27 protein-coding genes are annotated in these 25,407 nt (G+C 39.4%); 11 read left to right on the forward strand and 16 right to left on the reverse strand.

The annotated features are described in order from the left end of the window. Positions 1 to 179 precede the first annotated feature (179 nt). Positions 180 to 443: a 30S ribosomal protein S20 gene (gene rpsT / locus ABKW31_RS09845; protein WP_348616166.1), complete on the forward strand. Its 264-nt coding sequence runs from the start codon at positions 180 to 182 to the stop codon at positions 441 to 443. Positions 444 to 520: 77 nt separating this feature from the next. Here rpsT and ABKW31_RS09850 read toward each other — a convergent pair whose 3' ends face one another. Genes ABKW31_RS09850 through ABKW31_RS09860 form a run of 3 tightly spaced genes read right to left on the reverse strand, consistent with a single transcriptional unit; the run spans position 521 to position 2,061 of the window. Further along, a complete protein-coding gene (locus ABKW31_RS09850; RefSeq protein ID WP_348616167.1) occupies positions 521 to 967 on the reverse strand; it encodes a flavodoxin domain-containing protein in 447 nt (148 codons plus the stop codon). Then, positions 960 to 1,736, reverse strand: a complete 777-nt coding sequence (gene truC, locus ABKW31_RS09855; protein WP_348616168.1) for a tRNA pseudouridine(65) synthase TruC — start codon at positions 1,734 to 1,736, stop codon at positions 960 to 962. Before truC ends, ABKW31_RS09850 begins: the two co-directional genes overlap by 8 nt. A gap of 4 nt (positions 1,737 to 1,740) precedes the next feature. Further along, positions 1,741 to 2,061 (reverse strand): YqcC family protein, encoded by a 321-nt coding sequence (locus ABKW31_RS09860; protein ID WP_348616169.1) that lies wholly within the window; start codon positions 2,059 to 2,061, stop codon positions 1,741 to 1,743. A gap of 71 nt (positions 2,062 to 2,132) precedes the next feature. Between ABKW31_RS09860 and ABKW31_RS09865 the strand changes: the two genes are divergently transcribed. Further along, complete coding sequence (locus tag ABKW31_RS09865; RefSeq protein ID WP_348616170.1) at positions 2,133 to 3,158, forward strand: DUF3549 family protein; 1,026 nt, start codon at positions 2,133 to 2,135, stop codon at positions 3,156 to 3,158. Beyond that, positions 3,155 to 3,460, forward strand: coding sequence for a DUF3301 domain-containing protein (locus ABKW31_RS09870; protein WP_348616171.1), 306 nt, complete (start codon positions 3,155 to 3,157; stop codon positions 3,458 to 3,460). Before ABKW31_RS09865 ends, ABKW31_RS09870 begins: the two co-directional genes overlap by 4 nt. A 55-nt stretch (positions 3,461 to 3,515) precedes the next feature. On the opposite strand, the gene ABKW31_RS09875 is transcribed toward ABKW31_RS09870, so the two are convergent. Continuing rightward, on the reverse strand, positions 3,516 to 4,388 hold the full coding sequence (locus tag ABKW31_RS09875; RefSeq protein WP_348616172.1) for a universal stress protein: 873 nt from the start codon (positions 4,386 to 4,388) through the stop codon (positions 3,516 to 3,518). A 940-nt stretch (positions 4,389 to 5,328) separates the two neighbouring features. Next, positions 5,329 to 5,946 (reverse strand): GNAT family N-acetyltransferase, encoded by a 618-nt coding sequence (locus ABKW31_RS09880; RefSeq protein WP_348616173.1) that lies wholly within the window; start codon positions 5,944 to 5,946, stop codon positions 5,329 to 5,331. Positions 5,947 to 6,061: 115 nt separating this feature from the next. Here ABKW31_RS09880 and ABKW31_RS09885 point away from each other — a divergent pair, with 115 nt between their 5' ends. After that, on the forward strand, positions 6,062 to 6,292 hold the full coding sequence (locus ABKW31_RS09885) for a DUF2789 family protein (RefSeq protein WP_348616174.1): 231 nt from the start codon (positions 6,062 to 6,064) through the stop codon (positions 6,290 to 6,292). 77 nt (positions 6,293 to 6,369) lie between these two features. On the opposite strand, the gene ABKW31_RS09890 is transcribed toward ABKW31_RS09885, so the two are convergent. After that, positions 6,370 to 6,747 (reverse strand): DUF3192 domain-containing protein, encoded by a 378-nt coding sequence (locus ABKW31_RS09890; protein WP_348616175.1) that lies wholly within the window; start codon positions 6,745 to 6,747, stop codon positions 6,370 to 6,372. A gap of 199 nt (positions 6,748 to 6,946) precedes the next feature. Between ABKW31_RS09890 and ABKW31_RS09895 the strand changes: the two genes are divergently transcribed. Then, positions 6,947 to 7,222: a hypothetical protein gene (locus ABKW31_RS09895; RefSeq protein ID WP_348616176.1), complete on the forward strand. Its 276-nt coding sequence runs from the start codon at positions 6,947 to 6,949 to the stop codon at positions 7,220 to 7,222. A gap of 2 nt (positions 7,223 to 7,224) precedes the next feature. Here the strand turns inward: ABKW31_RS09895 and syd are convergent, their stop codons facing one another. Then, entirely contained in the window at positions 7,225 to 7,788 is a 564-nt protein-coding gene (gene syd, locus ABKW31_RS09900; protein ID WP_348616177.1) for a SecY-interacting protein, read from the reverse strand. 120 nt (positions 7,789 to 7,908) lie between these two features. Here syd and queF point away from each other — a divergent pair, with 120 nt between their 5' ends. From queF to ABKW31_RS09930, 6 genes are all read left to right on the forward strand, one after another. Continuing rightward, complete coding sequence (gene queF, locus ABKW31_RS09905; RefSeq protein WP_348616178.1) at positions 7,909 to 8,748, forward strand: NADPH-dependent 7-cyano-7-deazaguanine reductase QueF; 840 nt, start codon at positions 7,909 to 7,911, stop codon at positions 8,746 to 8,748. A 67-nt stretch (positions 8,749 to 8,815) separates the two neighbouring features. Continuing rightward, positions 8,816 to 10,174 (forward strand): nucleotide 5'-monophosphate nucleosidase PpnN, encoded by a 1,359-nt coding sequence (gene ppnN, locus ABKW31_RS09910; protein WP_348616179.1) that lies wholly within the window; start codon positions 8,816 to 8,818, stop codon positions 10,172 to 10,174. A 111-nt stretch (positions 10,175 to 10,285) separates the two neighbouring features. After that, positions 10,286 to 10,660, forward strand: a complete 375-nt coding sequence (locus ABKW31_RS09915) for a DUF3192 domain-containing protein (protein ID WP_348616180.1) — start codon at positions 10,286 to 10,288, stop codon at positions 10,658 to 10,660. Next, positions 10,653 to 12,383, forward strand: a complete 1,731-nt coding sequence (locus ABKW31_RS09920) for a hypothetical protein (protein WP_348616181.1) — start codon at positions 10,653 to 10,655, stop codon at positions 12,381 to 12,383. Before ABKW31_RS09915 ends, ABKW31_RS09920 begins: the two co-directional genes overlap by 8 nt. A gap of 124 nt (positions 12,384 to 12,507) precedes the next feature. Next, entirely contained in the window at positions 12,508 to 13,515 is a 1,008-nt protein-coding gene (locus tag ABKW31_RS09925) for an isocitrate dehydrogenase (protein ID WP_348616182.1), read from the forward strand. A 155-nt stretch (positions 13,516 to 13,670) separates the two neighbouring features. Continuing rightward, on the forward strand, positions 13,671 to 13,976 hold the full coding sequence (locus ABKW31_RS09930; RefSeq protein WP_348616183.1) for a helix-hairpin-helix domain-containing protein: 306 nt from the start codon (positions 13,671 to 13,673) through the stop codon (positions 13,974 to 13,976). A 52-nt stretch (positions 13,977 to 14,028) separates the two neighbouring features. Here the strand turns inward: ABKW31_RS09930 and galU are convergent, their stop codons facing one another. The 9 genes from galU to ABKW31_RS09975 all read right to left on the reverse strand — a co-directional run bounded on the left by galU (position 14,029) and on the right by ABKW31_RS09975 (position 25,390). Continuing rightward, positions 14,029 to 14,922 carry a UTP--glucose-1-phosphate uridylyltransferase GalU gene (gene galU, locus ABKW31_RS09935; protein ID WP_348616184.1) on the reverse strand — a complete coding sequence of 298 codons (894 nt, stop codon included), beginning with the start codon at positions 14,920 to 14,922 and terminating at the stop codon, positions 14,029 to 14,031. 1 nt (position 14,923) lies between these two features. Next, positions 14,924 to 16,264 carry a UDP-glucose/GDP-mannose dehydrogenase family protein gene (locus tag ABKW31_RS09940; protein WP_348616185.1) on the reverse strand — a complete coding sequence of 447 codons (1,341 nt, stop codon included), beginning with the start codon at positions 16,262 to 16,264 and terminating at the stop codon, positions 14,924 to 14,926. Positions 16,265 to 16,425: 161 nt separating this feature from the next. After that, positions 16,426 to 17,292, reverse strand: coding sequence for a glycosyltransferase family 2 protein (locus ABKW31_RS09945; protein ID WP_348616186.1), 867 nt, complete (start codon positions 17,290 to 17,292; stop codon positions 16,426 to 16,428). After that, on the reverse strand, positions 17,289 to 18,191 hold the full coding sequence (locus ABKW31_RS09950; RefSeq protein ID WP_348616187.1) for a glycosyltransferase: 903 nt from the start codon (positions 18,189 to 18,191) through the stop codon (positions 17,289 to 17,291). Before ABKW31_RS09950 ends, ABKW31_RS09945 begins: the two co-directional genes overlap by 4 nt. Positions 18,192 to 18,341: 150 nt before the next feature. Then, on the reverse strand, positions 18,342 to 20,072 hold the full coding sequence (locus ABKW31_RS09955) for a glycosyltransferase family 2 protein (RefSeq protein ID WP_348616188.1): 1,731 nt from the start codon (positions 20,070 to 20,072) through the stop codon (positions 18,342 to 18,344). A 56-nt stretch (positions 20,073 to 20,128) separates the two neighbouring features. Continuing rightward, positions 20,129 to 21,253, reverse strand: coding sequence for a hypothetical protein (locus ABKW31_RS09960; RefSeq protein ID WP_348616189.1), 1,125 nt, complete (start codon positions 21,251 to 21,253; stop codon positions 20,129 to 20,131). Positions 21,254 to 21,431: 178 nt separating this feature from the next. Beyond that, a complete protein-coding gene (locus ABKW31_RS09965; RefSeq protein WP_348616190.1) occupies positions 21,432 to 22,661 on the reverse strand; it encodes a glycosyltransferase family 4 protein in 1,230 nt (409 codons plus the stop codon). Between the two features lie 2 nt (positions 22,662 to 22,663). Next, positions 22,664 to 24,127, reverse strand: coding sequence for a glycosyltransferase (locus ABKW31_RS09970; RefSeq protein ID WP_348616191.1), 1,464 nt, complete (start codon positions 24,125 to 24,127; stop codon positions 22,664 to 22,666). 6 nt (positions 24,128 to 24,133) lie between these two features. Then, on the reverse strand, positions 24,134 to 25,390 hold the full coding sequence (locus tag ABKW31_RS09975) for a glycosyltransferase family 2 protein (protein ID WP_348616192.1): 1,257 nt from the start codon (positions 25,388 to 25,390) through the stop codon (positions 24,134 to 24,136). Positions 25,391 to 25,407 lie beyond the last annotated feature (17 nt).

Below are 25,407 nucleotides of genomic sequence, written 5' to 3' on the forward strand. Positions count from 1 at the left end.
GATACAAACAAGCAAACTTTAATTATGATACCCCACACTAGTCAGCCCAACTAACAACTCCCTAAAGTCGCAAAAACAAACTTTGCTTATAAATGCGACAAAACCATTTGACAGGAGGGCCTCTAATCTGGATAATCCGCACCCTTGAATTTTGACTAGAATTTTTTGGGAGTTACAACTTGGCTAACATCAAGTCTGCTAAGAAACGTGCCATTACATCGGAAAAGCGTCGCCAACATAACGCTAGCCGTCGCTCTATGACACGTACATCTTTGAAAAAAGTAATCGCTGCTATCGCATCAGGTAATAAAGAAGCTGCAACAGCTGCATTTGCTGCTGCTACACCAATTATTGACCGCATGGCAACTAAAGGCCTAATCCACAAAAACAAAGCTGCTCGTCATAAGAGCCGTTTGTCAGCACAGATTAAAGCACTAGCTTAATTTTTGTTGTGTAGATTATGCAAAAAAAGCGCCTGTTGGCGCTTTTTTATTGCTTAAAATTTACAACTTAATCTACATCAGGCTAAATATTTCACTAAACTTTTAACCCATGTAACCACTTCCAACTCAGGCTCTAAGGTTTCGCAGGCATCAACTTCTAATAAATCAGCAATTGGATTGCCTTGCAATTCTGTTAACAAGGTAAAAATCTGATTTCCAGCACCACAATAGGTATCACCATAACTGCTGTCACCTAGACCCGCTACTGCAAAAGGTTTATTTGCCATTAAGGGCATTTGATCGCGCAAGTCTTGAATAAAAAACTCTAGATTGGGCGGAATATCCCCCATCCCAGTGGTTGAGCTAATAAAAATCACTTTACTGGCGTTTTGAAAGTCATCGATACTTGGATCATTATAGACCTCAGAGACAAGACCACTGTCTGTTAATGCTGCTTTTACTTCTTCAGCCACATGTTGCGCGTTTCCATAAACGCTACCAACAAAAATCCCAATATTACTCATTATTTTGTTTTTCCCCATTTTTTCGGTTTGCAATCATAGTTTCTAAGCCGGCTAAATCAATTCCCCATTTTAATAATAAACCACTTATATGCTCTGCTGGATCACAATTTAAGGATAAATTTGTATGGTGAATTGGATGCTTAAACTGCATCGTTTGACAACTTAAGGCCAGTCCTGAAAATCCGTATTGTTGCTTCAAAAATTGATTATGTTTGCCATCGCCATGTGTCGTATCGCCCACGATGGGATGATTAATGTGACCCAAGTGACGTCGAATCTGGTGTTTGCGGCCTGTTTTTGGCTCAACAGATAAGAGAGAATAACGAGCAGAAGGATAACGACTAACCGCAAAAGGCAACTCAAAAGTCTGTAAACGACAAAAAGTCGTAAAGGCCTGCTGCGCCTCTTTGTCTTGTTTAGCTTTTTTGTCAGCTATCTTATCTAACTGCTCTTTAAGAGCGTAATCAATTTCCCCCTCTGTAGGCGCATGACCACGCACGATAGCGATATAACGTTTTAGCACCTGCTGTGTACTAAACTGTTCACCAAGCATCCTGGCTACTTCAGGGCTTAAGGCAAAGACTAAAACACCAGATGTGGGGCGATCAAGGCGGTGAACAGGAAATACATGCTGATTTATTTGATCTCTAACAAGTTGCAATGCAAATTGCGTTTCATGTTTATCTAGCATACTACGATGCACCAACAATCCGGCTGGTTTATCGATGGCTACGATGCTTTCGTCTTGGTAAATAATTTTTAAATTCAATGGATTATACTTTAAAAAAAAGATCAATTTGGGCAAGTACTGGCAGTACAGTTGCCCGGCTCAAAGATTCAGAGAAACACTGTTCCCCCATAGGATGCAATCCCATGGCATTCGGTAAGGGCTTATTAGCCGTCAGATGTTCCCGAAGTTTAGGAATAAATATAAATTGTAACCACTGTTCAAATCTTAGGTGATCGCAAGCAAAGGGGGCACTACTGTGCAAAGCTTCCGATGTTGGCGATTTAGCTGACCAACAGCCTGCATGCTGCAAGGCATGTTCAAGTTGTTGCAACAGAGCTTCGACTTCTATAAGGCTACGTGGCATGATCACCGTTCTACATCACAGACTAATTTTATAAAAGGTGCCTTGCACCACACGATAGCGTCAAGGATATCATGAGTCGTATTAATACAATCAGCGAATTTCTTTTGCATGGTGGCACAGACTACCGAGTTTTTGACATGGGTAGAGCTATTCGCCCCCAATCGAGTCAAACATTCTTAGACTTTGAATTAACCCATATTCCAGCGCCTTATCCACGTCAGCAACATGCTTGGTTTGGTATTATCTTTATTAATAAAGGCCTCAGCCAAGAACACTATATTTGGTTTGTTAAACTTCCTTTAGATGAGCAAGGCAAATTAATTAGTGCTGCACGTAATCAATTTTTACAAATTGTTGTGGAGGCCCTCGGTGCTGAAATGGAAAAAAGTAAGAATGCGCAAGCAGGTTTACCAGAAAACCCTTTTACTTTCGTGCCCAATCAACAACAGTTGGCCAGTTTTAATAGTATTACTAGGCATGCTTTAGCATTAGCTCCTTCTCAGTATTTTGAACTGACTCAACAATACTTACACAACCCACAAAACATAGATTGGCAGCAATTATCATTACAAGGTATCGCAGACCTTGGCGCTAGAATTAATGAGGAATCAATCCATCGATTACTATTGCAGCAATTTGCGTTTTTAGCTGTAGAGGTGCAACGGGCACTGTGTGATTCACTAGAAAATCATCCGGTAGATTCTGCTCTCGGTAAAATAATTGTTAGCGAATGGCGCAAGCATCCTGCAGAAAACGATTTTTTATTGGCGATGTTACGTGCCCTAAGCCAGTGTGAAGACACTGATTTAATTACTTCAGTATTACTAGACGTTCTTAGCCACGACGAGCGAATTAGCGACAACTTATTGGTTCTGATTGCGGCAAGACATTGGCAACAACTAGCCAACCAACAAATCATGAGCCTCTTTATCCATCGACTTAGTCAAAGCGATGTAAATTTATTTGGCGGACTATTCCGAGATTTAGTACAAATCCCTAGTTGTCGAGATGCAATGTTGAACGTACTACGATGGCCAACAAAAGAACCCGCCTTGGCCCTTCGCATAAAAACACTTTTTGAGAGTCAACATCCATGAATTTATTTGATTTAGTTGTTTTACTGTCGGTTGTTGTTGTTTGCCTACTATTTTGGCGTTTTAGAGCTATTGCTGAAACGGCTAATCAACATTTAAACGACTACTGCGAAAGACAAAACCTGCAGTTATTAAGTATCGCCCGCATAAAAACCAGAATAGGCAGTTACCGCGGAAAACTTGATTTCCACAGTGAATTCTCCTTTGAGTTTTCCGGCAATGGTGAAGATAGTTACCAAGGCGTGCTAACTATGGTCGGTTTAAAAACTCTCGATTTATATACACCGGCCTATCGCATTCAATAGAGGCTTACGCCAAGGAGCTCACCTAGAGCTCCTATTTCAAGGTCAACCTAGCTTGTTAAGGTTTAAGAACCAATACGTCGCAATCAACGTTATTAACTAAATTAACCGCCGTATCGCCAAACAGGCGATCCATAATGCCCTGATCAGCATTGTTACCGATAACGACCAGTTCAGCGTTTAAACGTGAAGCGGTATCAGGAATAGCAAAGTCGGGTGTGCCAGCAATAATATGCAGTGATTGTTGAGTTAAGGCATATTCAGCGATATAACTTTGAATAAGATCTTTATGTTGAACCTGCACACTGGTTGATTGTTTAAAACGACCTGAGTTGTCTACTTCAAATGACATTGAACCCACTTCCCCCCAAAAACAATCAACGACATGCAACTGGCCCTTAAGGTGTTTGCCTAATTGCTCACTCGTCTGCAGAATGTCTTTGTTGAGCTTGTGGTTGATTTCACTCCTATCATCAACGTCGAGACAAGCGAGTACCTCAATACTGTCATCCCAGCGTCGGGGCTTAACTATCCAAACTGGCAACGAACAATCAGCAATAAAGTACTGGTCAAAACTAGAGCCAAATACCCCATCTAAAAAGCGCTGCCCACTGTTTAAGCGAAAAACGACATCGGCCTGACTCTTTTCTAGGCTTTGTTCAAATTCTTGGGGAGTAAAGCTTTTGGCAGTAAAAATAAAATCTAATGTAGGCAAAAGATCGAACTTTGCGAGTACCGCCTTAAAAGAAGCGATTTCAGTGCTTTGCCATTCTGACCACGCTTCTGTGTTTTTGGGATTTATAAGCTCAGTATGGCGATAGATGGTGATAGATGATAAGACCTTACCCAAACATTCCGCTGCTCTTACCAGTGGTGCTAGCTCTTGATGTTGGTCTTTTATTACGATGAAAGCATGCTTAAACGTTGTCATTAAACCTTCCTTACTTGAATGATGCCCTAGCTAAATCCTTGCATCAGTTTAGCTGAATAAAAAACATACAGTAAAATGATATTGTTATGCAAGATGAACCAGTCACTAAATCTGTGCAGTAAAGGAAATAAAAAAGGCGCATTCTGAATTGTTATTCAAAATGCGCCTGTTTGCTGAATTTTGAGATTCCCTCTCTGCTATCCATTGCAAAATCTATCCTGACAATGTCCCTATTACGCCCTTTCCTTCAAGTCTCACTTTTCCCAGTGAGGCACCATCCCTTGCGTATCCGTAATTCCATCCAACTCGCCATTCCTTTGCGAGGCACTATCCTTAGTGTGTCCTTCAATCCAGCTGACTCGTTATTCCCAGACGAGGCACCATCCCTTGTGTATCCGTAACTCCGTCTAACTCGCTATTCCTTTGCGAGGCACCATCCCTTGTGTATCCGTAACTCCATCTAACTCGCTATTCCTTTGCGAGGCACTATCCCTGGTGTGTCCTATTCCTTAGCCTGTATCCGATACAAGCAGCCATCCTAGCTGTCCTTCCATGATTTACTCTCCGAGTAAACTAAGCTTCCTGCTTATCCAAATTCCATTTTAAGTAACATCCGTTACCTGCCACTTTCTTCCTGAAGTTATCCTGTTTCATCCTTGTGTCATCCTGACTCGTCGTGTTTCCTTGTGACCCAGTAACTATAAATCAATCACAAAATTTAGCCAGACAGGGAGAATTATCTTCACAGATAAAAGTGTCTATTTTATGAACGATGAAATTTAAGTTGTTTTAAAACAAGGTGTTAAAATATGACTTGGCAATGACGTCGAAGAATTTACGTAATGACTTACATTCATGTAAGAGATCTCTTACATGAAGGGGAGGATATTGACTATGATATTAATTGCTCAGGCGCATCAGTTAGACTCAAGAAACACATTTATCTGTGTCTAAACATAATATGACCTTTAATTCGGCCCACTTCTAATGCTTCAATTAAACTATAATTTCCATCTTCAAAAAATGATAAACACTTGGGTAAGGTAACAAACATGCCCACACCTTCACTTTTAGGATCTTCAAGCATAACACTGTCAATAGCCCCCATCAGCACATGCCCAAGGCCACGATGCTGGTGATCTGGATGAACCCCTATAAATGACAACATATGAAAATACTGACTCGGCATGTGAGCACGCACCACTGACTCTTTTTCAACCATCTGCTTGGTGCCAAGAAAGCCAGCGGTTAACAACATTTTTAAGCGCCAATGCCAGAATCGATTGGGCCCCAATGTGGCGCTGGGATCACTTAAACATGCCACAGCCAAGAGTCTCTCTTCTTCAAATAAACCGATCATGGGTTGTTTCGCTTGCCAAAATGCATTTAATTCTTCGCGAATGGCTGAACGTAAACGAGATTCATAACCTTCTTTTTCTAACTCAAAAATGTCAATAAACAAGGGGTCGTCGTGATAAGCTTTGTACAAGATAGAGGCCGCTATTTTCAAATCTTCTGCGGTTAAATAAATCGCTTTTATGTTGCTAATATCGGTCACTTGAGCCTCATTAATATAATCATTGAAAAAATCCCTAATGATTTTTAACTACTGTATCCTAACCTTTTATACTTGTTAACATTTTATTAATAATTTAAACGAGGAGAGATAAATAATGGAACAAAATCATACTGCATTGAGCGAATTGTTTGCACAACTCGGCTTGCCCAACCAACAGCAAGAAATTCAACAATTTATTAAGCTAAACTCTGGTCTGGCGACTGAAACAAAGATCGAAGATGCACAATGTTGGACATCATCTCAAGCCGATTTCTTAAAAACCGCTTTAGCCGAAGACGGTGAATGGGCCGAATTGATTGATCAATTAAGTACCCGACTAAGATGATTAATGCTTGTTATAGCTTGGCCTCTAACAAATAAGCTCAAGCTATAACAAAGTATCAAATAAACAAGGTGACAGGTTTATCGTGATGACTTTTCCATCAGATGATAGGCCGTGTCGCCCCACCCCGTCAAAATCCCATTTTTAAAAATAAGCGGAGTACACTCATCTTTGGTTGTGACACCATCACCTTCATTGCGATGGGTACGAAAGTATAAAATTTGATAGTTATCTCCCTTATTTTCATAATACTCATTAAAATCAGGGCTTGTCATGCGGGACGATACGTCGTTAAGTGTTAATGAAGGCTGTAACTTGGAAATAGCACGACGATTTTTTTGTTCGATATCTTGCCAATCTGAACCGTAACTCTGCTCGTTTTCACCATCGATTGAAATAACACAACCACTGAGTGTCAATGATGCCCCTATGATTGCAGCTAAAATTAGCTTCTGCATGTAAATCTCCTGCTATTGAATATGGAAGTAGGTTTAAAATAGGCGAAATCTGCTATTATTTCGACCACAGACATGAGTCTATTCAAAATTGAGGCCAATTAGCTAAGTGTTTGTTTTATATTAATTAATGCCATTTATTGATTAGGCGATAAAAAATAAGTTAGTGAATAAAACGATTTATTGAGGATATTAACCAAAAATGCGAAATACCAACCACGCCATTGCTGTTTGCCAGCAAATACAGCGTTTAGGCAAAACCCCAACGGTTGCCTTAATTAAACATTATTCAACCCAAACTCTTAGCATTCCAGAAATTATCAAAGCATTGCAAATGTGGAAAAACAACCCCCACACTATTGTTGAAGAGCCGGCGATAGTCACACCAGCTAACCTAGGTTTAGAAGATCGGGTGCTTAGTTTAGAGAAAAAAGTCGCAGAACTTAGCAGTCAACTCGCCGCGTTTTTGGCGCGCTGAGCCTATGTGCTGCGCTTTTTTATACAAGGCTCAATGGACAAGATAAAACTTGCCATATCAGAGGCGATCACTTTTTTAGGTTCTAACCCAACCTGCTCAAGCACGACTTCACCAGTGACATTATTAATACAAAGGATCTCATCCTCTTCATCCGTAAGGGCAAAAAACAGGGTTTCGCTTTGTTTTAAGCGTCTTTTCATCAATATATGGCCTATCAGGTTTTGTTGCAGACGCTCAATATCTGCCTCATTCCAAACCTGAATAAGTTCTAGTTGCCCAAAGTCATGTTTGGCCGCTAAATTATCGCTCCAATAACAGCCAAAATAATATTTGATACTGGGGTGTAAACAAATCTCTAGGGCAGTTTCAAAGGCCGACCAATCCACTGCATGACTTTGTCGCACAGGCTGCCACTTAACCTCATCTCCTTCAGTGGCTTGCTGTAAATAACATAAAGAGGGCCATTGCGAGTCAAATTCAATCAACAACTCTTCTTTCTCACTTTGTACTTTTTGTAAAAACCGATGTACAAACCCATCCAAGGCATCACTTATTTCTTGATCCATAACCCTTCTCATCAACATCTGTAATATAAATAACAAAATAACCGATCCAAATGTTCTAGTCATTTATGATGTAGGCTAAACTCTCAAATATTTTGCAAACAATGATTTAAGAGTGAGTACATGGCGAGCAGCACCGATAAAAATGCCATTTTAAACAATTTGAGCCTCGGAAAAATTACCGAATACCACGAAACCTATGCACCTGAACTATTACAAGGCGTGCCTAGAAGTTTAAATAGAGAAGAAATTGAGCTATTTGATGAACTTCCTTTTAGCGGGGTAGATCGCTGGACAGGGTACGAATTGTCTTGGCTTAACCCCAAAGGTAAACCGCAAGTTGCCATATTACAATGTGAAGTGCCTGCGTCATCGGCCAATTTAATTGAATCAAAGTCATTTAAGTTGTATCTCAATAGCTTCAACCAAACTCAATATGAATCCTTAGAACAAGTCCAGTCGGTGATACAGCAAGACTTATCTCTATGTGCTCAGGCCCAAGTAAAAGTTAATCTTGTCAGTCCAAAAGATTTTAGCTCACTTGTTATGTCGACTTTACAGGCTGTGTCTATTGATGAATTAGATATCGAAATAAACGAGTATCAGCTCAATCCAGCGCTATTAACCACCCAAGATGAATGGCTTGAAGAAAGTATTTGTAGTGATTTATTAAAATCTAATTGCCTGATCACTAACCAACCCGATTGGGGTAGCGTATTTATTCGCTACAAGGGTAAAAAAATAAATCATGATTCGCTACTGCGTTATTTAATTTCATTCAGAAAACACAATGAATTTCATGAGCAATGTGTTGAAAGAATATTTTGTGACATTATGCAGTATTGCGCACCAGAGCAACTAACGGTGTATGCGCGCTATACTCGCCGAGGTGGTTTAGATATCAACCCGTTTCGTAGTAATTTTGAAAGTATTTATCCTGAGTTTAGGTTAGCGAGACAATGATAATACCTCAGCAAAACTTGTCGCCTAGTTTAAGACCCTTACTCTCCATCATTAAAGAGATCTCAATATGCACAGTATCCAGCTAAACCCCCTAGGCTCGATGAGTCAATTATCTCAGATTGAAGTTGATTCATTAAGCAACTCGGCCGATGGAGAGCTTTATCAGGTATTCAGAAACTGCTGCTTAGCGGTGCTGTATAGTGGCGCTGAAATAGACAACTGTGAAAATATTTTTGAACCTCATCATGACTTTGACATTAAATTAATTTGTCGTGAACGCGGCGTAAAAATTGAATTAATCAACCCACCAGCCTTGGCATTTGTTGATGGCAAATTAATCAAAGGGGTACATGAGCATATCTTCGCTGTACTGCGCGATCTGCTGCACATTGGTACCAAGTATACCTTTAAGTCGCCATTAGACGGCATAGATAGCCCCTATATCACCAGTTCGGTGTTTGACATGCTGAGACATGCCCAGGTGCTTAAAAATACTGGTGAGCTTAACCTAGTAGTGTGTTGGGGTGGCCATTCTATTGGTGAAACAGAATATCAATACACCAAGGAAGTAGGCTACCAATTAGGTTTAAGAGAACTCAATATTTGTACTGGATGCGGGCCAGGTGCCATGAAAGGACCAATGAAAGGGGCCACCATAGGCCATGCCAAACAACGTTATAAAACGGGCCGCTACCTAGGTATTACCGAGCCAAGCATTATTGCCGCAGAACCACCCAATGCCATAGTAAACGAACTGGTGATCATGCCTGATATTGAAAAACGCTTAGAAGCCTTTGTCAGAATGGCTCATGCCATTGTTATTTTCCCCGGCGGTGCAGGCACAGCTGAAGAGCTACTCTACCTCATTGGTATCATGCTCAATCAGCAAAACAAAGAACAAGTATTACCTATCATCCTCACCGGACCTGAACAAAGTAAAGGGTATTTCGAATCACTTGATAGTTTTATTGGCAAAACCCTCGGTAAAGAAGCACAAAATCTTTATGAAATTATCGTTGGAAATGCGGCTAAAGTTGCCAGTACCATCAAGCAAAAGCAAAGTTTGGTCAGAAATTACCGTCGTGAAAAAGGCGATTCATTTGATTACAATTGGTCATTGAAAATTTCACCAGAATTTCAGCTTCCTTTCATTCCTAACCACGCTAATATGTCTGGGTTAAATTTACATTTTGACCAACCTAAAGCCGAATTAGCCGCCTCACTGCGTAAAGCATTTTCTGGCATTGTAGCGGGTAATGTAAAAGCTGAAGGCGTTAAATTGATTAGAGAAAATGGTCCATTTATACTGCACGGCGACGCTGACTTGATGGATTTGATGGACACCTTGCTAGAATCTTTTGTTAAACAACAACGCATGAAGTTACCCGGTACTGAATATCAACCTTGTTATAAAGTAGTAAAATAATATTGCTAAGTGTATTTGAGCTAAAGTCACAAAATTTTACGCTTAATAATTACCTTATCAAGGTTAAATAAAATACACTTTGTTAGTGCACAATGACTGAATTAGATAAAAATGAATAATAAAATTGCAGTAAGAATAGGGATAGGCGTGTTTTTATATGCGGTATTTGTGGTCGCCGTATTGATGTTTTACCCAGACAAACCACAAGATATGGATTGGAAAGACCGCGAAGAATATAACAAGATTCAAATTACAAAAATTGAACTTGGTTTAAAAAAGCAAGATATTCTCGCGCTGTTAGGCAGCCCAGATATTACTGAAGCCAAGCGCCTTGATGGTAAAGAAATGCAGGTGATGTTTTATCGTACTCAACACAAACAGGCAGATGGCATTACCACAGTGGACGAGTGTACGCCCTTACTATTTGTCAACGACCAGCTAATTGCATGGGGAGACAGCGCCTACCAAAGTTATATAGATGGATGAGTTCAGCCACTCGTCCATCGTTCAACTTTACCAACAGCTAGAGCAACTGCAAACTGAGCTGCAAAATCCACCGTTTGAAGCCACTTTAAGCAATCGCCTTAACTTGTTTGCCAAAGACTGGCTTAGTTTTGCAAAAGCTAAGCCAGACCTACTATTTGCGCAACCACAGTTACACAAAGTTGATTATGCTTCATCACTCAACTTGAGTTTTAATATTCTGGTTTACACTTGCCTATTAGCCAGTCGCAACAAATTAGATGATGCGGTGCATCAACAACTTCTCATTGCGGCTATTTGTCAAAGTGCTTATATTCCTCTCACCCACAAAACGAAAAAAACGCACACAGCTAGGACCTTTCCCGGCCACGCGTTATTTGTCCTTTTTCAGTCTCCTCGTTGGCAAATATGTCGCCATGGCTTAAAAATTAATAACTATCTCGTACGGTCTATCGATATAGGTAAAAATCATCTAGCCACATTAGATAGGCTGCATTCAGTCTTATTTATTGCGGTACAGTTAGCTAAATTAACCACCAGCGACCAAGCTAAAGCACCCGACAACTTTGCTCTGGCGCTTAAAAAAGTGTGTCTCGGCGCGCCACAAAATTGGTACCCAAGCTTACGGCCGTTGCTAAGCTACCCCTCAGTGCTCCCCCCCGGGTCCTGCGTAGCAGACGAGCATGATGAAAGGCAACTTTGTTTAGCTTTGCAGTCAAATAAGCTTTTGCTTATTGCACTTGCGCCAGATAATGAACCAGTGAATCAGCACTCTATGCGCCTAGTGCCACAGACCAAGATCACTCAACTTTACCCCGCACTCAGGATAACAAACAGCAATAAACTCAAAGAGTACTGGGCAATATCGACTCAAAACGCAGAGAGTTCAACAGCCAAGATTATTAGTCCATGGAGCAACAAAACCAGTTTAAGCACCGTGCCCCACAGTCTTATTGCCATACAAACCGAACTAAGCTCAACCTTGCCTAATGTTGATAAAATCGTCGATATACTCGAACAAGAACAAGCCTTTTCAGCACAATTGCAAAACATCGCCAGTGCCAACAGTCGCTTAATGTTACCGATTATAAGCTCACGTCATGGTTTATTGATGAATGGCTTTGATCGTTCCTATCAAGCACTACTTCAACATTGTTTATTGTCTAGGCTGACTCAAGACGTTTTTCCACTGCAAAATAAATTGCTTAATTTCACCCAGTTGTTTTGTTTTACCGCAGATGAGTTGGCCAAACTCAGTGGTAAAAACGCCAGTGATTTGGCTTCAACTGTGTGTTTATTTGCTGTCTCTTATTACTTTATTGCACCTAGCATCAGAACGCGTCTTCATTGGCAGTTGCACCCAGACGAACACTACAAATTGAGCCACCTGTTTCGTTTGCAACAAGCTGAACAGTTCAGTCAATTCCCAATCAAGTTAGCTAAAGCGTGGCAGCAACCACCACAAGTGCTCACAGTATTACAGCAACTCTTTAGTCATACTTGGCAAGATACGCTAAAACCTACAACCAACCCCATGCTCAATATTATTGGTTTAGCACTAATTGCTGCGAGAAAAATTTATTTTGCTCAAGCCCCTGAATGTAAACAAACCGCATTATTTGAACAGAATGCCTTAAGACAGTTAAAGCTAGAAACCCAACAATTCACTCAACTACGCACAGAAATAGCCCTTAAAAACCAAGTTTTTTGTAGTTTTAACGCCTGAGCAATTTGTCTCTGAGCTAGAAAACACGAGGGTTTTATGGTATAAACGCGGCCTAAATTTGGTATATGCCAGCACAATAACAATACTCTACATCTACATTATTTCTTAAACGACAGGAACAATTATGACTAAGCAAAGAATAACCGTCATCCGTGGAGATGGGATCGGTCCCGATATTATAGACTCAGCCTTGCAAGTACTTGATAAAGTCGGCTGTGATTTCGAATATGACTTTGCTGATGCAGGACTAATGGCCTTGGAGAATCATGGTGAATTATTGCCCCAAGAAACCTTAGATCTAATTGCAAAAAATAAAGTCGCGCTCAAAGGACCTCTAACGACCCCCGTAGGCGAAGGTTTCACCTCAATCAATGTTAGTTTGCGTAAAAAGTTTCAGCTGTATGCTAACTTACGCCCAGTCATTTCATTTAAAGGTACTAAGGCGCGCTATCAAGATATTGATATTGTGACTGTGCGTGAAAATACCGAAGGCATGTATTGTGGACTTGGCCAAACTGTGTCGGCCGATGGCAGCCATGCAGAAGCTAAAAGCGTTATTACCCGTGCCGGAGCCGAACGTATCTTAGTATACGCTTACGAAATGGCCCGCCGTGACAATCGTAAAAAAGTCACCGCAGTGCACAAAGCCAATATCTTAAAATCAACCTCTGGTTTGTTTTTGAAAGTCGCCCGCGAAGTCGCGCAGCGTTACCCTGATATTGAATCTAATGAGATGATCGTAGATAACGCCTGTATGCAGTTAGTGATGAATCCTCATCAATTCGATGTGATTGTTACCACCAATTTATTTGGTGACATACTGTCAGACCTCTGTGCTGGTTTGGTCGGTGGTTTAGGTATGGCGCCAGGTGCAAATATCGGTACTGACTGCGCCATTTTTGAGGCCGTACATGGTTCAGCTCCTGATATTGCAGGAAAGAACTTAGCCAACCCAACCTCAGTTATTTTGGCTTCGGTACAAATGCTTGAATACTTAAAAATGGGTGAACAAGCCGATAAAATAAGACATGCACTTAAAGATGTTATTGAATCTGGTGACAGAACCACGCGTGATCTAGGTGGTGTACACGGCACTAGTGACTTTACTCAAGCCTTGTTAGAACGCCTTTAAATTGTAGAAAAGGTGCCGACAAATACGGTCGGCATCTTATACCAATCACACTCTTTTAAATTTTTTAAGCCTATTTACTTTACCAATCTAAAAGTCTGAACTAATGTTTCTTTGATGCATTTGCATCATCAAGGATCTATTAATAAGGATTATTTATGAAAAAACTCATTCCTGTTTTACTTCTTTCCGCTACGTTTTTATTTTCAGTTTCGCCCCTCGTCTTCGCCCAGCCTGTTGCAGACAAGGCCAAGATGGAGCAAATGAAAATGCAAAAAATCAATATCAACACTGCAAGTTTAGAAGAGCTGACTGCATTGCCTGGTGTGGGTAGTAAAAAGGCCGCGGCTATCATTGAATACCGTAAACAGTTCGGCAATTTTACTTCTTTAGAGCAAATTGCAGAAGTAAAAGGCGTTGGTAAAAAAATGCTAGAGAAGATGAAAGATCAAGTTAGTCTTTGAAGGGAGTAAGTAGCTCGGCAACCTTTATTGCCGAGCTACTTTATAACAGTAACTACAGCTCTAAATTTTTCAAAAAAGCTTTAAACTCAGTGCCTAATTCAGGATGACGTAAGGCATATTCCACATTAGCGGTCATGTATCCCAGCTTACTACCACAATCGTGGCTGCGGCCTTTCATGTAATACGCATCAACCTGCTCGGTTTTCATCAAGGTTGAAATAGCATCAGTCAACTGAACTTCATCACCTGCGCCAGGTGGGGTAAACTCTAACAAGCCCCAGATTTCACCGGACAATACATAACGCCCCACTACAGCCAAATTAGAAGGTGCGTCTTCTAAATCTGGTTTTTCAACCATGTTGTACATTTTTCCAGACTCGCCAGGCTTCAGCTGCAAACCTTCTAAATCGACGATACCGTATTTACTGACATCTTGTTCAGCCACTTGCTCAACCATAATTTGGCTTACGCCGCTGGTGTTGAACTTTGCCACCATATCAGCAAGGTTGTCTTTTTTAGGATTGCTGGTGTACTCATCAATAATAACGTCAGGCAATACCACTACAAAAGGCTCATCGCCAACCATAGGTCGTGCACACAAGACTGCGTGCCCTAAGCCTTTAGCCACACCTTGGCGTACATGCATAATCGTCACATCTTTAGGACAAATAGCCTGCACGGCTTCAAGCAACTGACGCTTGACCCTTTTTTCCAAGGTCGCTTCCAATTCAAAACTGGTATCAAAATGGTTTTCAATGCTGTTTTTACTGGCGTGTGTAACCAAAATAATTTCTTTAATCCCAGCATTCACACATTCAGTTACCACATATTGAATCAGTGGCTTATCCACTACCGGCAACATTTCTTTAGGAATGGCCTTGGTGGCGGGTAACATTCTAGTGCCTAAACCTGCAACCGGAATAACCGCTTTTTTAACTTGTCCCATTTTACTGCTCCTTAATAGATAATCCGCGCCCAATTGCGTAATAATGCAATCCGTATTCCACCATCATTTGAGGCTCAAATAAATTACGACCATCAAATATTAGCGGTGAGCTCAGCTTACTTTTTATTAACTCAAAATCAGGGGCTCTGAACGCCTGCCACTCAGTACAAATCACAAGAAAATCAGCCCCTTCTAAGGCAGATTCTTTAGTCCCCATCAAAGATAATTCTGGACGATTACCATAAATACGCTGTGTTTCTTCCATCGCTTCTGGGTCATAGGCCTTAACCTTAGCGCCTGCTGCCCACAACTTCTCCATTAATACTCGGCTCGATGCTTCTCGCATATCGTCAGTATTAGGCTTAAACGATAAGCCCCACAAGGCAACCGTCTTGCCTGAAACATCACCACCAAAATGGCGCATAATATATTCAAATAATTTTTCTTTTTGCGCATAGTTAACCGCTTCTACGGCTTCTAATACTTGTGCGGTGTAACCCACACCTTGCGCACTGCGCACCAAGGCTTGCACATCTTTGGGGAAACATGACCCACCATAACCACAACCGGGATAAATAAATTGATAACCGATCCGCGGGTCAGAACCGATGCCTTTACGCACATTTTCGATATCAGCACCAAATAGTTCAGCTAAATTAGCCATCTCATTCATAAAACTAATTTTAGTGGCTAACATACAGTTGGCGGCATATTTAGTTAATTCAGCACTACGAATATCCATCACGATGATCTTGTCGTGATTACGATTAAACGGAGAGTATAATTCACGTAATTTCTTTTCAGCTTTCGCGCTATCCGTTCCTAGGATGATACGATCAGGTCGCATACAGTCATTAACTGCAGCGCCCTCTTTAAGAAACTCAGGGTTTGAAACTACATCGAAAGTAACATTTTTAGCTAGTTTTTCTAACGTCGCAGTAACCTTGGCTTTGACCCGATCCGCGGTACCGACTGGCACCGTTGACTTATTAATAATGACCTTATGTTTAAGCATATGCGTAGCAATCGTTTCTGCCACCGCTAAAACATATTTTAGGTCAGCAGAGCCATCTTCATCAGGCGGCGTACCCACAGCAATAAAAATAACTTCACCATGCTCAACACCACGAGCAGCGTCGGTAGTAAAATCAACTCGACCAGCTTCATAGTTCGACTTAACCAAAGGGGTTAAACCAGGTTCGAAAATAGGAATATGACCTTGCTTTAACTTATCCACCTTAGCTTGGTCTACATCAATACACACCACGTCATGGCCTACTTCCGCCATAACGGCAGCTTGCACCAAGCCCACATAACCGATTCCAAATACTGTTACTTTCACCTGCTAGCTCCCTTCTCTTATAATTTTTCGGTACGACGTTAGAGTCAAATTAAAACATTACCATTTGAACGTTACATTACAAAATGTATTAACAACTTTCCAATAAAAATCTGTCATTTGTGGCGGCAAAAGCGAATAAACATTCTCAGCGCCCAAATTGACTACCAATGTTCGTTAAAAGCGCCCTGTCTTTTAAAAATACCATCCCATATGCCACATAACATGTAGCGAATTCTGGCCAATCTATTTTCTTGCAACAAGGCATTCGCCATAAATCGAATGGGTAACACTAGAATATTGCGCAACTTCCAATACCACGGCACATAACCGCGTCTGGCGAGTAATAATATATTACGAAATTGATAATACAAACGTATGGGAGACCCAACCTTGTAGGTGATCCCCGCAAATTTACTGCGTGAATCCCCCAAGCGATGCACCATTTCGATATTTTCAGCAATAGCGACCAGTAAATTTTTGGTTCTCGCACGCCAACACCACTCATGGTCAACGCCGTCAATAAATAAACCTTCTTCTTTAAACCCAATACTGTCGAGTTTAGATAGGTCAATCATCATGCCTGAGGAAATAATTTGAGTTACGCAGACCAACTCATCATAAACGGAGATTTCGCGTTGTACCCTAGGTTTGACAGATTTCTCAGAAAACGAACAGATAATTCTAGGCCCAATGGCCACCAAAGGTCTTTTCTCGATTTTTGAAGCCACCATCAGACTGGATAATCTGAAGGCAAAATCGTCGTCAATAGCACTATCTTGATCGAGTAATAGACCGTATTCACAGCCAGCAGATTTCAAATCTGTTAGCCCGACGTTATGAGCGGCAGCAATGCCAATATTGTTAGGAAAATGATGATAGTGAAAGTTGGTGCTGGGGAATTCAATAGGGGTAGGTTCAGGTGAGTTATCGATGATACTGACCACATCAATCTGATCAATAACAGACTGTATAAGTTGGCGCGTAACATCCATATCTGGCTTGTACAAAATTATGGTCGCGCCAATCACTCGTGTTTTACCCACCTATTTAATAAATAACGGTCCAGTTTATATGCCAATTTTACAATTTTTGCAGGCATTAAACGCAACACTAATACCGCAAAGGCATAAACCACATTGCCCATTGTATACCGATTTAATTTTTTCATTGTATAAAAGCGTGCTTTAAATTCATTTAATGATTTACTTAAACCACGTCGTTTATAGAAATCATTGACTCGTCTGAATTCTAACAAAGGTTCAGGAAGATTAGCAAACCGGTAACCTGCAGCTATCAAGTCGGTCCAGAAAAAATAATCCTGAGTGTTTTTTAATTCTTCTCTGTATCTAAAACCTGCAGAGAAAACTCTAAAACGAATGGCTACCGTCGGATGATTGATAGCACATCTACGGGGGAAAACACGTAAAATTTCCCCATGAGAAGCAGGTAATTTACGCTTACCCACCCTTTTACCTTCTTCATTAATTTCGATTAAAGAAGTACCAAGTACATCGACATTAGGATTATTCTCAAAATATGAAATTTGACTCAAAAAGCGACTGGGTAAAGAAATATCGTCTGAATCCATACGGAAAAAGTATTCGATAGAGCTAAGCTTTGGATTTGCTGTCACCCAATCGATAACAAAATTCATGCAACAACTTAAACCAACATTTTTCTCACTAGTAACCAAAACAACATTACCATTATCTTGTGAAAAACAGTTCAGGAAGGAAAATATTTCTTCACTAACTTGGCCATCAATAACAATAACAAAAAAGTAATCTTCATATGTTTGATTTAGAACACTAAACACAGCTTGTTCAACCCAACTTAACCGGTCTTGGCTGTAAACAGCCATTGCAACCACGAGATCAAACGAATGATGCGGTTCAGCTTCGAACAATACAGAAAATTTACTTGTCAAATTATTAAAAAACCTAGAAAAGTTTAGCTAACTCACAAATGAGAACTGACTCATATTAAGCACTGATTGAATAGCCGCGCAGTATAACAAAGTAATTCGATTTTTCATCAACAAAAGCGTAATCGCTTTTCAGGCCCTAAACTCAAATATTCAATCTCGAATAGCAAAGTTTTCTCTACGTAATGTTAAGTTAGAATTATAGGCAGGGTCTTTTTTTATATAACTCGACCATTTAGTTTGTATATAGCTTAATTCGTTTTCAAACCTCTGACGTTTTTCTTCGCTAAGGTCGAGCCCTCGCGACACCGATTCGTGGTGAAAAAGTTCAGCTTCAGCACAATATAAATTTCGTTTACCTAACTGCAATACCTTTAGACAAAAATCCACATCATTAAAAGCCACGGTTAAATTTTTTTCATCTAAACCACCGACAGCTTGGTAGTCAGCTTTTTTGACTAACAAACATGCGGCCGTGACTGCACTGAAATTATGTGATGCAACAAGTCGATTCATATAGCCTGGGTGATAACGAGGAAAGTATTTGTGAGCATGTCCTGCTCCACCGCCGTATCCCATCACAACCCCTGCGTGCTGAATTCGTCCGTCAGGGTAAAGCAGTTTTGCGCCAACACAGCCAATATCGTCTCTAAGTACATGCCCAACCATTAACGACAACCAATCAGGCGTGATAACTTCCACATCGTTATTAACCAAACCAATTATGTCGCCGGTCGCATGCTCCATTGCAAAATTATTAATGGCTGAATAATTGAAAGGATACGGAAACTTCAACACTCTAATCTGAGGGTGTTTATTAAGCTCATCGAAGTATTTTAAACTTTCAGAATCGTCAGAGTTATTATCTATCAGTAATATTTCAAAATTTTTATAGCTAGTTTTTGTCAAAATTGAATTAATACACTTTTCAACCAAATCATGTGAATTTTTAGTTGGAATAATAAGCGAAACTAAATTATTGGCCAAATGGTTCCACTGCAATGAAGTGACACCAGGGCTTTCATTGGCAATCGTTGAAAAGTAACCTTTACTTGACTCAGGTAAGTTCAAATCCCAGTCACTCAGAAATTTGGGCGATTGATGCAGCAAAGTATAAGCAAGGTGTTCAATCTGCACATCAAGCTTGGTTAAATAAACTGACGCAAGCCAATTTGGAATTAAATTTTTTGCCTGTGTCTGCCTTAAAAAACAAATTAAGTCGCCAATCAGAGCTTGCCCATAGAGAAAAACGGCTGTTTTAATGTATCCAGTACTCAGCTGCAAATCTGGGTTCCAATCAGGCAACAATTCAGCATTGTAGCGTTTACCGTTATCATCTAAATAATCACAATCGCAATACAAAATAGCATCGTTTAAATTAAGCTCAGACTGCTTTTGTAGGAAAATAGGGATTGCTGCTGGATGCAATTTATCGCCACTTCGTATCATCAACAGAGGGCGGCCACTATTCTCATCCATTTGGTCAAAGGTAGTTAGTTTTATGGTGTTTTTTGGCGAAGTAATACCTTGACTTAAAAATGGTTCATTCTCTTCAGCACTAAAGATATATATAGTGTGAATTCGCTCTTCCAAGTAAAGATCATAAAGAGTCTCTTTTCCTTTTTTCATATCACCCAGCAACACTAAAACCACATCAATCTTCTGTTTACAATCGGATTTCAGCAACAATGAGTCTATTTCTTGGGATTGTCGCCTTATTGTGTTCATGTAAAGAACTTGTAATTTTTCAGGGCTTGGAAATCCATAAAACAAGCCAGAGCGTTGCAGAAGCTTAGCATATGTACTATGTAACCAAAGATTTTTGCGAAATTTGGCTTTGACATTATCAGGAAACAGTCCTATGGCATATTTCACTAAACGCATGATTTGCCTTCGAGGGTATTTTTTATCCACTACAAATTAACTTCACACATTATTATTTACTTATTTCCGTAAAAAAATTTAACTGAAAATTTAATTCTTCTTTTAAGTGAATTAATAAGCCTCTTCACTTTGCTTTGGATAAGCATGTGTAAGTGAATAAATTTATACTTATCCTCACAAGAATTAATAAAAATTTGATAATATTCATCGCCCTGCTTAGGTTCAGAATTTTTCACATCTTGTATGAGCAAATAATAATCAACTTTTAGAGTGCTTTGAAGAAAATCACAAACAGAACGAAAAGACTTTTCATCTAATTTTTGTACTAAATAGTTTTTGGTTTTGACATTTTTCATATCAGAAACCAATGGAGCCAGATTATCTGTCTCTAACTCTAGCGCATAGCCCTCTATAACCTTTGAATAATGTAGATTATCGTCTATATACTGCTCTGTTGAAATCAAAGAATATGAAGCGGTGCCACTTTTATACGCTTGCAAAGCGCGGTCAACAACAACTTGATGTTTTTCAAGTTCAAATTGGTTTAACCACCGTTTAAATTCGAGCGCTTCAAATTGGTAGGAACTGTTTACAAGAGGAAGGTCTACATTAAACTCGATACCGAAGATATGCAAAATATCACTGACTATATTGCCGTATTTAAAATATTTAGCGCCGTACAATCTCAAAACCAAATCGTCAGTTCCATATTGGTTCTTAAAATTGACAAACCTATCCATAAAAGGTAGCCGTTTACTCCTTCCAGCATTCAAAATTTGTTTTTGAAAATGGCGCTTGACGGACTGATTGTAGCTAGACTCCTTTATTTCCATTGGATTTCGAACATAAGCTATAAACTTAGCCTGCGGTATGTGACTTTTTAGTTCAAGCATTGCTCTAAAAAAGAACTCTGAAGATAGAAATAAAGTTTGAAACTCACTATTTTCAAATTCAGTTAGTAATTTTTCCAAACGTTCTTGATTTAATTCTATTTGTTTTTCGTTGTTAACGTCATAGAGTAAACTCACATTTCCAGAGCTAACCCCATTCTGATCGACGTCATGAGAAGGATAATATACCCCTTCTTTACTTAGCAATTTCGTGTTGTCACTAAACCATTTTTGTACAGCTGATGTACCGGTTTTGGGTGGACCAACATGAATAAAAATTTTTTTACTCAAGATGCATCTCTATTAAACATTCTACTATCGACTAATATTCATATGTAAAACATGCATAATTCTAATCGTAACAATAAAATTACCTATCGTGAACTTGCTCACTTTGACTACAAAATTTACAGTTATCTGCAACAAACAACATTAGAACACACTACAGTTCTGCAAACAGGCATTTAAATTACCCGTAGAGTACAAAATGTTGTTCTACTACTTGTTTTACTGAGAGTCGTTCATCGATCGCATCGACAAATTCTTTTCTATTAGAATGATTATTGACTGCGTAGGTTATTACATCTACTAAATCGACTGAGCTTCCAGTCATAAAATGTAAACCGGTCTTTCCGTGCTCTACTTTTTCAGCCATTCCGCCAATGTCACTCACAATTACAGGTACTTTGTGCTGAAACGCTTCTTGAATAACCATAGGCGAGTTTTCCCACCAAGTAGAAGGTACGATTACCCAGTCTGTCCTCGATATCAACTTTGACATCATATCCTGCTCATATGCGCCGTGATACGAGACAATGTTTTTTAATTTTTCAAGCAATTCACTTATTCTTTCTTGAAACAAACTAGGTTGGAATGAAAGATTAGCACCATATATATCAAAAATAGCCTTTCTTTGAATTTTTTTGGGTAACTTACTTATCGCTTCAAGCAAAATTTCAACACCTTTATTGGGATTTAATTGACCAAAAAAAGCAAAACGTATTCGGTCCTCTCCACCAATATTTAATTTTGTCGATATCGTTGAAGTTGATAATCCGTTTTCAATAACAGATATTTTTGTTTCATCTATTCCCCACTCAACATATCTGTTTTTTAAAAAATTAGATGGCGCAATAAATTTATCCACATTGTTCAGAATGCGTTTAATATATTTTTCCCGTAAAAAAAAGTCAGCAGGACTTTTATCAGGAAAGCAACTTGAACAATCTTTCGGTGACGCCCTATAACAAAGGGCACTATTGGTCTTAATCATTAAGCCTTTGTTGTGGCATATGGCAAGATACTCATGCAAGGTCAAAACGATTTTTACATTTGCTAGTGTGCGTCTTGCTACTTCTAAAGCTTCAATGCCCATACCTACATAATGATGAAAATGGATAACATCAGGTGACAAGATTTCAAGCAAGTCCTTGAACTCTTTCCATAATGCCCGAGAAACATAATTTGAGTACAAAAAACCATCTTCAATTTTTGTATGAAATAATATCTCCCTTGATGAATTATGTGCAGAAAAAGATGTGCCACCATGCGGCAACTGCTCGGAACATGCCAAATAAAAAGCATCCTCTCCTCTTGATTCTAACTCTTTGAAAAAATTATAAGACGCTACTTCAGCACCGCCTTTTTTTATATCGGGATGACCGTGGGATATAACGAGTATCCGCTTACCGTATTTCATACTCACATAGTCACCTTATCAATCAGCTTACTCCATTTGCGTTCCTGATACACCGCGTTAGCCATTGATAACTTCCATTTCCAATCGCCATTGGAAACCAAATTTTGAGACAACCTCTCCAAATGATAGAGCCGAGTGCTACCCGAACAATATATATTACCTCCGAGATTATGGACCTTTAAACACAAATCTGAATCTTCAAAGTCCCCTAAAATATGTAATTCATCAAATCCATTTATACTCTGAAACAGTGTTTTGCTTATCAACATACAGGCGCCTGTTACTGCTTGCACTTTGAACAATTCTGAATGCACGACCAGGTCAACATGTAATCCTTTAAAAGGATGATGGTTCATCCTTACCCCACAATGACGACCGTCTGGTTTAAAAACCATTCCACTATGTTGTATTGATGAATCTTCATAAAGCAAAGTTGCTCCGAGGATCGCTGGCTCATCTAACTGTTCATATTGTGCAACAAAGTCTGGTAACCAATTATTCTTAAAAGGTATGACATCAGAATTAATGAGCAACAACAAAGGTGCAGTACAAGACGCAACACCTAAATTATTAGCCCCAGAAAACCCTCGATTATTCGTTGAAAGCACCAACTTAAATGGGTATTCAAACGTGTTGAACAAACCCTGTGCTGCAATTGAAACTTCATGTATTAATCTGGGGTCGTCGAGCACATAAATCAGCTCAACATTGCGCATCGATTCGTCACCGGAAAAGTGCGCCAATTGATGTTGCATAAAGTCATATCTGCCATAAAGCGGCACCACAATACTCACTTTAGGTTCGCAATCTAGATGTCCAAATGATAATAACTTTGGTGATGCATAACTCGTTATTCTTTTCTCCCATAATCGATGCATTGCGGGTAACGCGTTTGTTTCTAACTGATGCAAAAAACCGGCATCGTTAGCATCTATCCGATTCAAAAGTTCTATAACTTTTTGTATATCTTTATCTTTATTTTTGCTTTTTTTGCTACTGGCAACTGCAGAAACTAGAGGTTTATTAGACAAAACACTATTCTCAAAATTAAGTTTATCAGGATACTCCGGCACTTGATTTCGCACCTCATGTAGTGTGTCAACTTCTTCAAAATCTAATTTTTCCAACAAAAATTTGCGCCCGCTCCAAGCCAAACTTATATCCGACATAATTCCCGAACAATTAGTCGCTTCAATAATAAAACCGAAACAATTTTCTAAGGACTGCACGCCAAACCGCTGAGCGACATCAATTCGTTCGAATGTATGGATTTGTGCATCAAGAGAACTTGCACCGGCCAGTAGCTTGATTTCTCTGCTCGCTGAATGGGTTTTATCGAGTACCCACCCACACAAAGCTAGATTTGAATTTTGAAAATACACGTAATCAACATACAAGAGCGTATCTTTGTCGAAAAGGGACTTCATTTTTTTGACAAATCTTTTGTACAGCACTTTGTACTCCAAAATCGTTTAAACTAAGACGCTTGAAACTAAATCGATGTATTTTCTATTTATTGATAACGCAGGCCCTACCTCGCCACTTTGTAACTTTGGCAATAATATTAATTGAGAAGCGTTAATTGATTCAAAGGTACTTTTAGCAATACGAAGAACAAATCCAAAATTGCGTTTTTCAAAACCGAGTAGTTTGGCAATATCTGGTCTGAAGACATTTTCATCTGCGACAATATCAAGCTCTCCCGAACTTCCAACTAAAACAAAGTTGCAAATAGGTAGACTATTCATCTCAGCGCTCCAGCCATCAATTCTTAGGGTATCGTCATTAAATATAACCTGGTCTACGCTGCCTCTAAATCTATGATCAGCAACCCGATGTAGATTTTTTACCGTATCAGAATTTGCAAAATCCGCTGACTCATCTAGAGCATGTAAAGAGCGTTCCATGTATTCTAAATAAGGCCAAGCAATACCTAACTCGTCAAATTTTTCAGCTAAAACAGTAATATTAAAATGAGGAGCTACTAAGACTTGCTTTAGATATTCTTTCTCAGAGAGTAAAAAGTATTTAGTTAAATGCTCACCAGGGCCTTTATAAGTAGCTAAATAATCTATCTCAAAACTTTTAACTCTTAATGCTAACTTGTTCCGAGCATATTCTTGTGCAAAAACAAATGGCTTATAGTGGAAGTGGAAATGCACCAAATTAGTTTTAATTTCAACCTCAGAATTTTTTACTTTACCCCAATGAAAACCAACATCCATAGATTGGAAAGTGTTCTTCATAAATAAGACTTTTCGATTCTCGTAACGATGAAACCAACTATTACTTATTGGTGAATTAAAAAACTGAGCATCAATCAGTAAAACATTCTCACTATCAACGTAACGAGCAAGTTCACCCAAAATATTACTTGCCTCACATGAAAAACCACCGTTTTCTAGCCTTACTGCTAAAAATTCATCGCAGTCGAGGGGCAGATAACAGTCATGTTTTCCTCGTTCGTCTAGCTGTTTAATTTTGTCACCTAAGATTGTCCCTTTATTCTCAAAGTCCTGTTTTGTATTGAAATCCCAATACACCTCCAAGCCTTTGGCTTCCCAATCTTTTAACAGAGTTATTGTATTTTTATCATCACTTCCGTTGTCAAATACATATAAGTTTTCTAGCCCCAAAATTGCGGAATGATAAACAATCCATTTTGCCAAGAGCTCCCTTTCATTTTTTTGCATCATTAAGGCAGCTGCTTGCATGTTGATTTTTTCCATATTATTTACATTCTTCA

The sequence above is a fragment of the Paraglaciecola sp. 25GB23A genome, assembly GCF_040012495.1.
In the GTDB taxonomy this organism is placed as follows: domain Bacteria; phylum Pseudomonadota; class Gammaproteobacteria; order Enterobacterales; family Alteromonadaceae; genus Paraglaciecola.

Coding starts and splice junctions, on each gene's coding strand:
- ABKW31_RS09850 (WP_348616167.1), bottom strand. CDS start 967: ATGAGTAATATTGGGATTTTTGTTGGTAGCGTTTATGGAAACGCGCAA.
- ABKW31_RS09860 (WP_348616169.1), bottom strand. CDS start 2,061: ATGCCACGTAGCCTTATAGAAGTCGAAGCTCTGTTGCAACAACTTGAA.
- ABKW31_RS09865 (WP_348616170.1), top strand. CDS start 2,133: ATGAGTCGTATTAATACAATCAGCGAATTTCTTTTGCATGGTGGCACA.
- ABKW31_RS09870 (WP_348616171.1), top strand. CDS start 3,155: ATGAATTTATTTGATTTAGTTGTTTTACTGTCGGTTGTTGTTGTTTGC.
- ABKW31_RS09875 (WP_348616172.1), bottom strand. CDS start 4,388: ATGACAACGTTTAAGCATGCTTTCATCGTAATAAAAGACCAACATCAA.
- ABKW31_RS09885 (WP_348616174.1), top strand. CDS start 6,062: ATGGAACAAAATCATACTGCATTGAGCGAATTGTTTGCACAACTCGGC.
- ABKW31_RS09890 (WP_348616175.1), bottom strand. CDS start 6,747: ATGCAGAAGCTAATTTTAGCTGCAATCATAGGGGCATCATTGACACTC.
- ABKW31_RS09895 (WP_348616176.1), top strand. CDS start 6,947: ATGCGAAATACCAACCACGCCATTGCTGTTTGCCAGCAAATACAGCGT.
- syd (WP_348616177.1), bottom strand. CDS start 7,788: ATGGATCAAGAAATAAGTGATGCCTTGGATGGGTTTGTACATCGGTTT.
- queF (WP_348616178.1), top strand. CDS start 7,909: ATGGCGAGCAGCACCGATAAAAATGCCATTTTAAACAATTTGAGCCTC.
- ppnN (WP_348616179.1), top strand. CDS start 8,816: ATGCACAGTATCCAGCTAAACCCCCTAGGCTCGATGAGTCAATTATCT.
- ABKW31_RS09915 (WP_348616180.1), top strand. CDS start 10,286: ATGAATAATAAAATTGCAGTAAGAATAGGGATAGGCGTGTTTTTATAT.
- ABKW31_RS09920 (WP_348616181.1), top strand. CDS start 10,653: ATGGATGAGTTCAGCCACTCGTCCATCGTTCAACTTTACCAACAGCTA.
- ABKW31_RS09925 (WP_348616182.1), top strand. CDS start 12,508: ATGACTAAGCAAAGAATAACCGTCATCCGTGGAGATGGGATCGGTCCC.
- ABKW31_RS09930 (WP_348616183.1), top strand. CDS start 13,671: ATGAAAAAACTCATTCCTGTTTTACTTCTTTCCGCTACGTTTTTATTT.
- galU (WP_348616184.1), bottom strand. CDS start 14,922: ATGGGACAAGTTAAAAAAGCGGTTATTCCGGTTGCAGGTTTAGGCACT.
- ABKW31_RS09955 (WP_348616188.1), bottom strand. CDS start 20,072: ATGCGTTTAGTGAAATATGCCATAGGACTGTTTCCTGATAATGTCAAA.
- ABKW31_RS09965 (WP_348616190.1), bottom strand. CDS start 22,661: ATGAAATACGGTAAGCGGATACTCGTTATATCCCACGGTCATCCCGAT.
- ABKW31_RS09975 (WP_348616192.1), bottom strand. CDS start 25,390: ATGGAAAAAATCAACATGCAAGCAGCTGCCTTAATGATGCAAAAAAAT.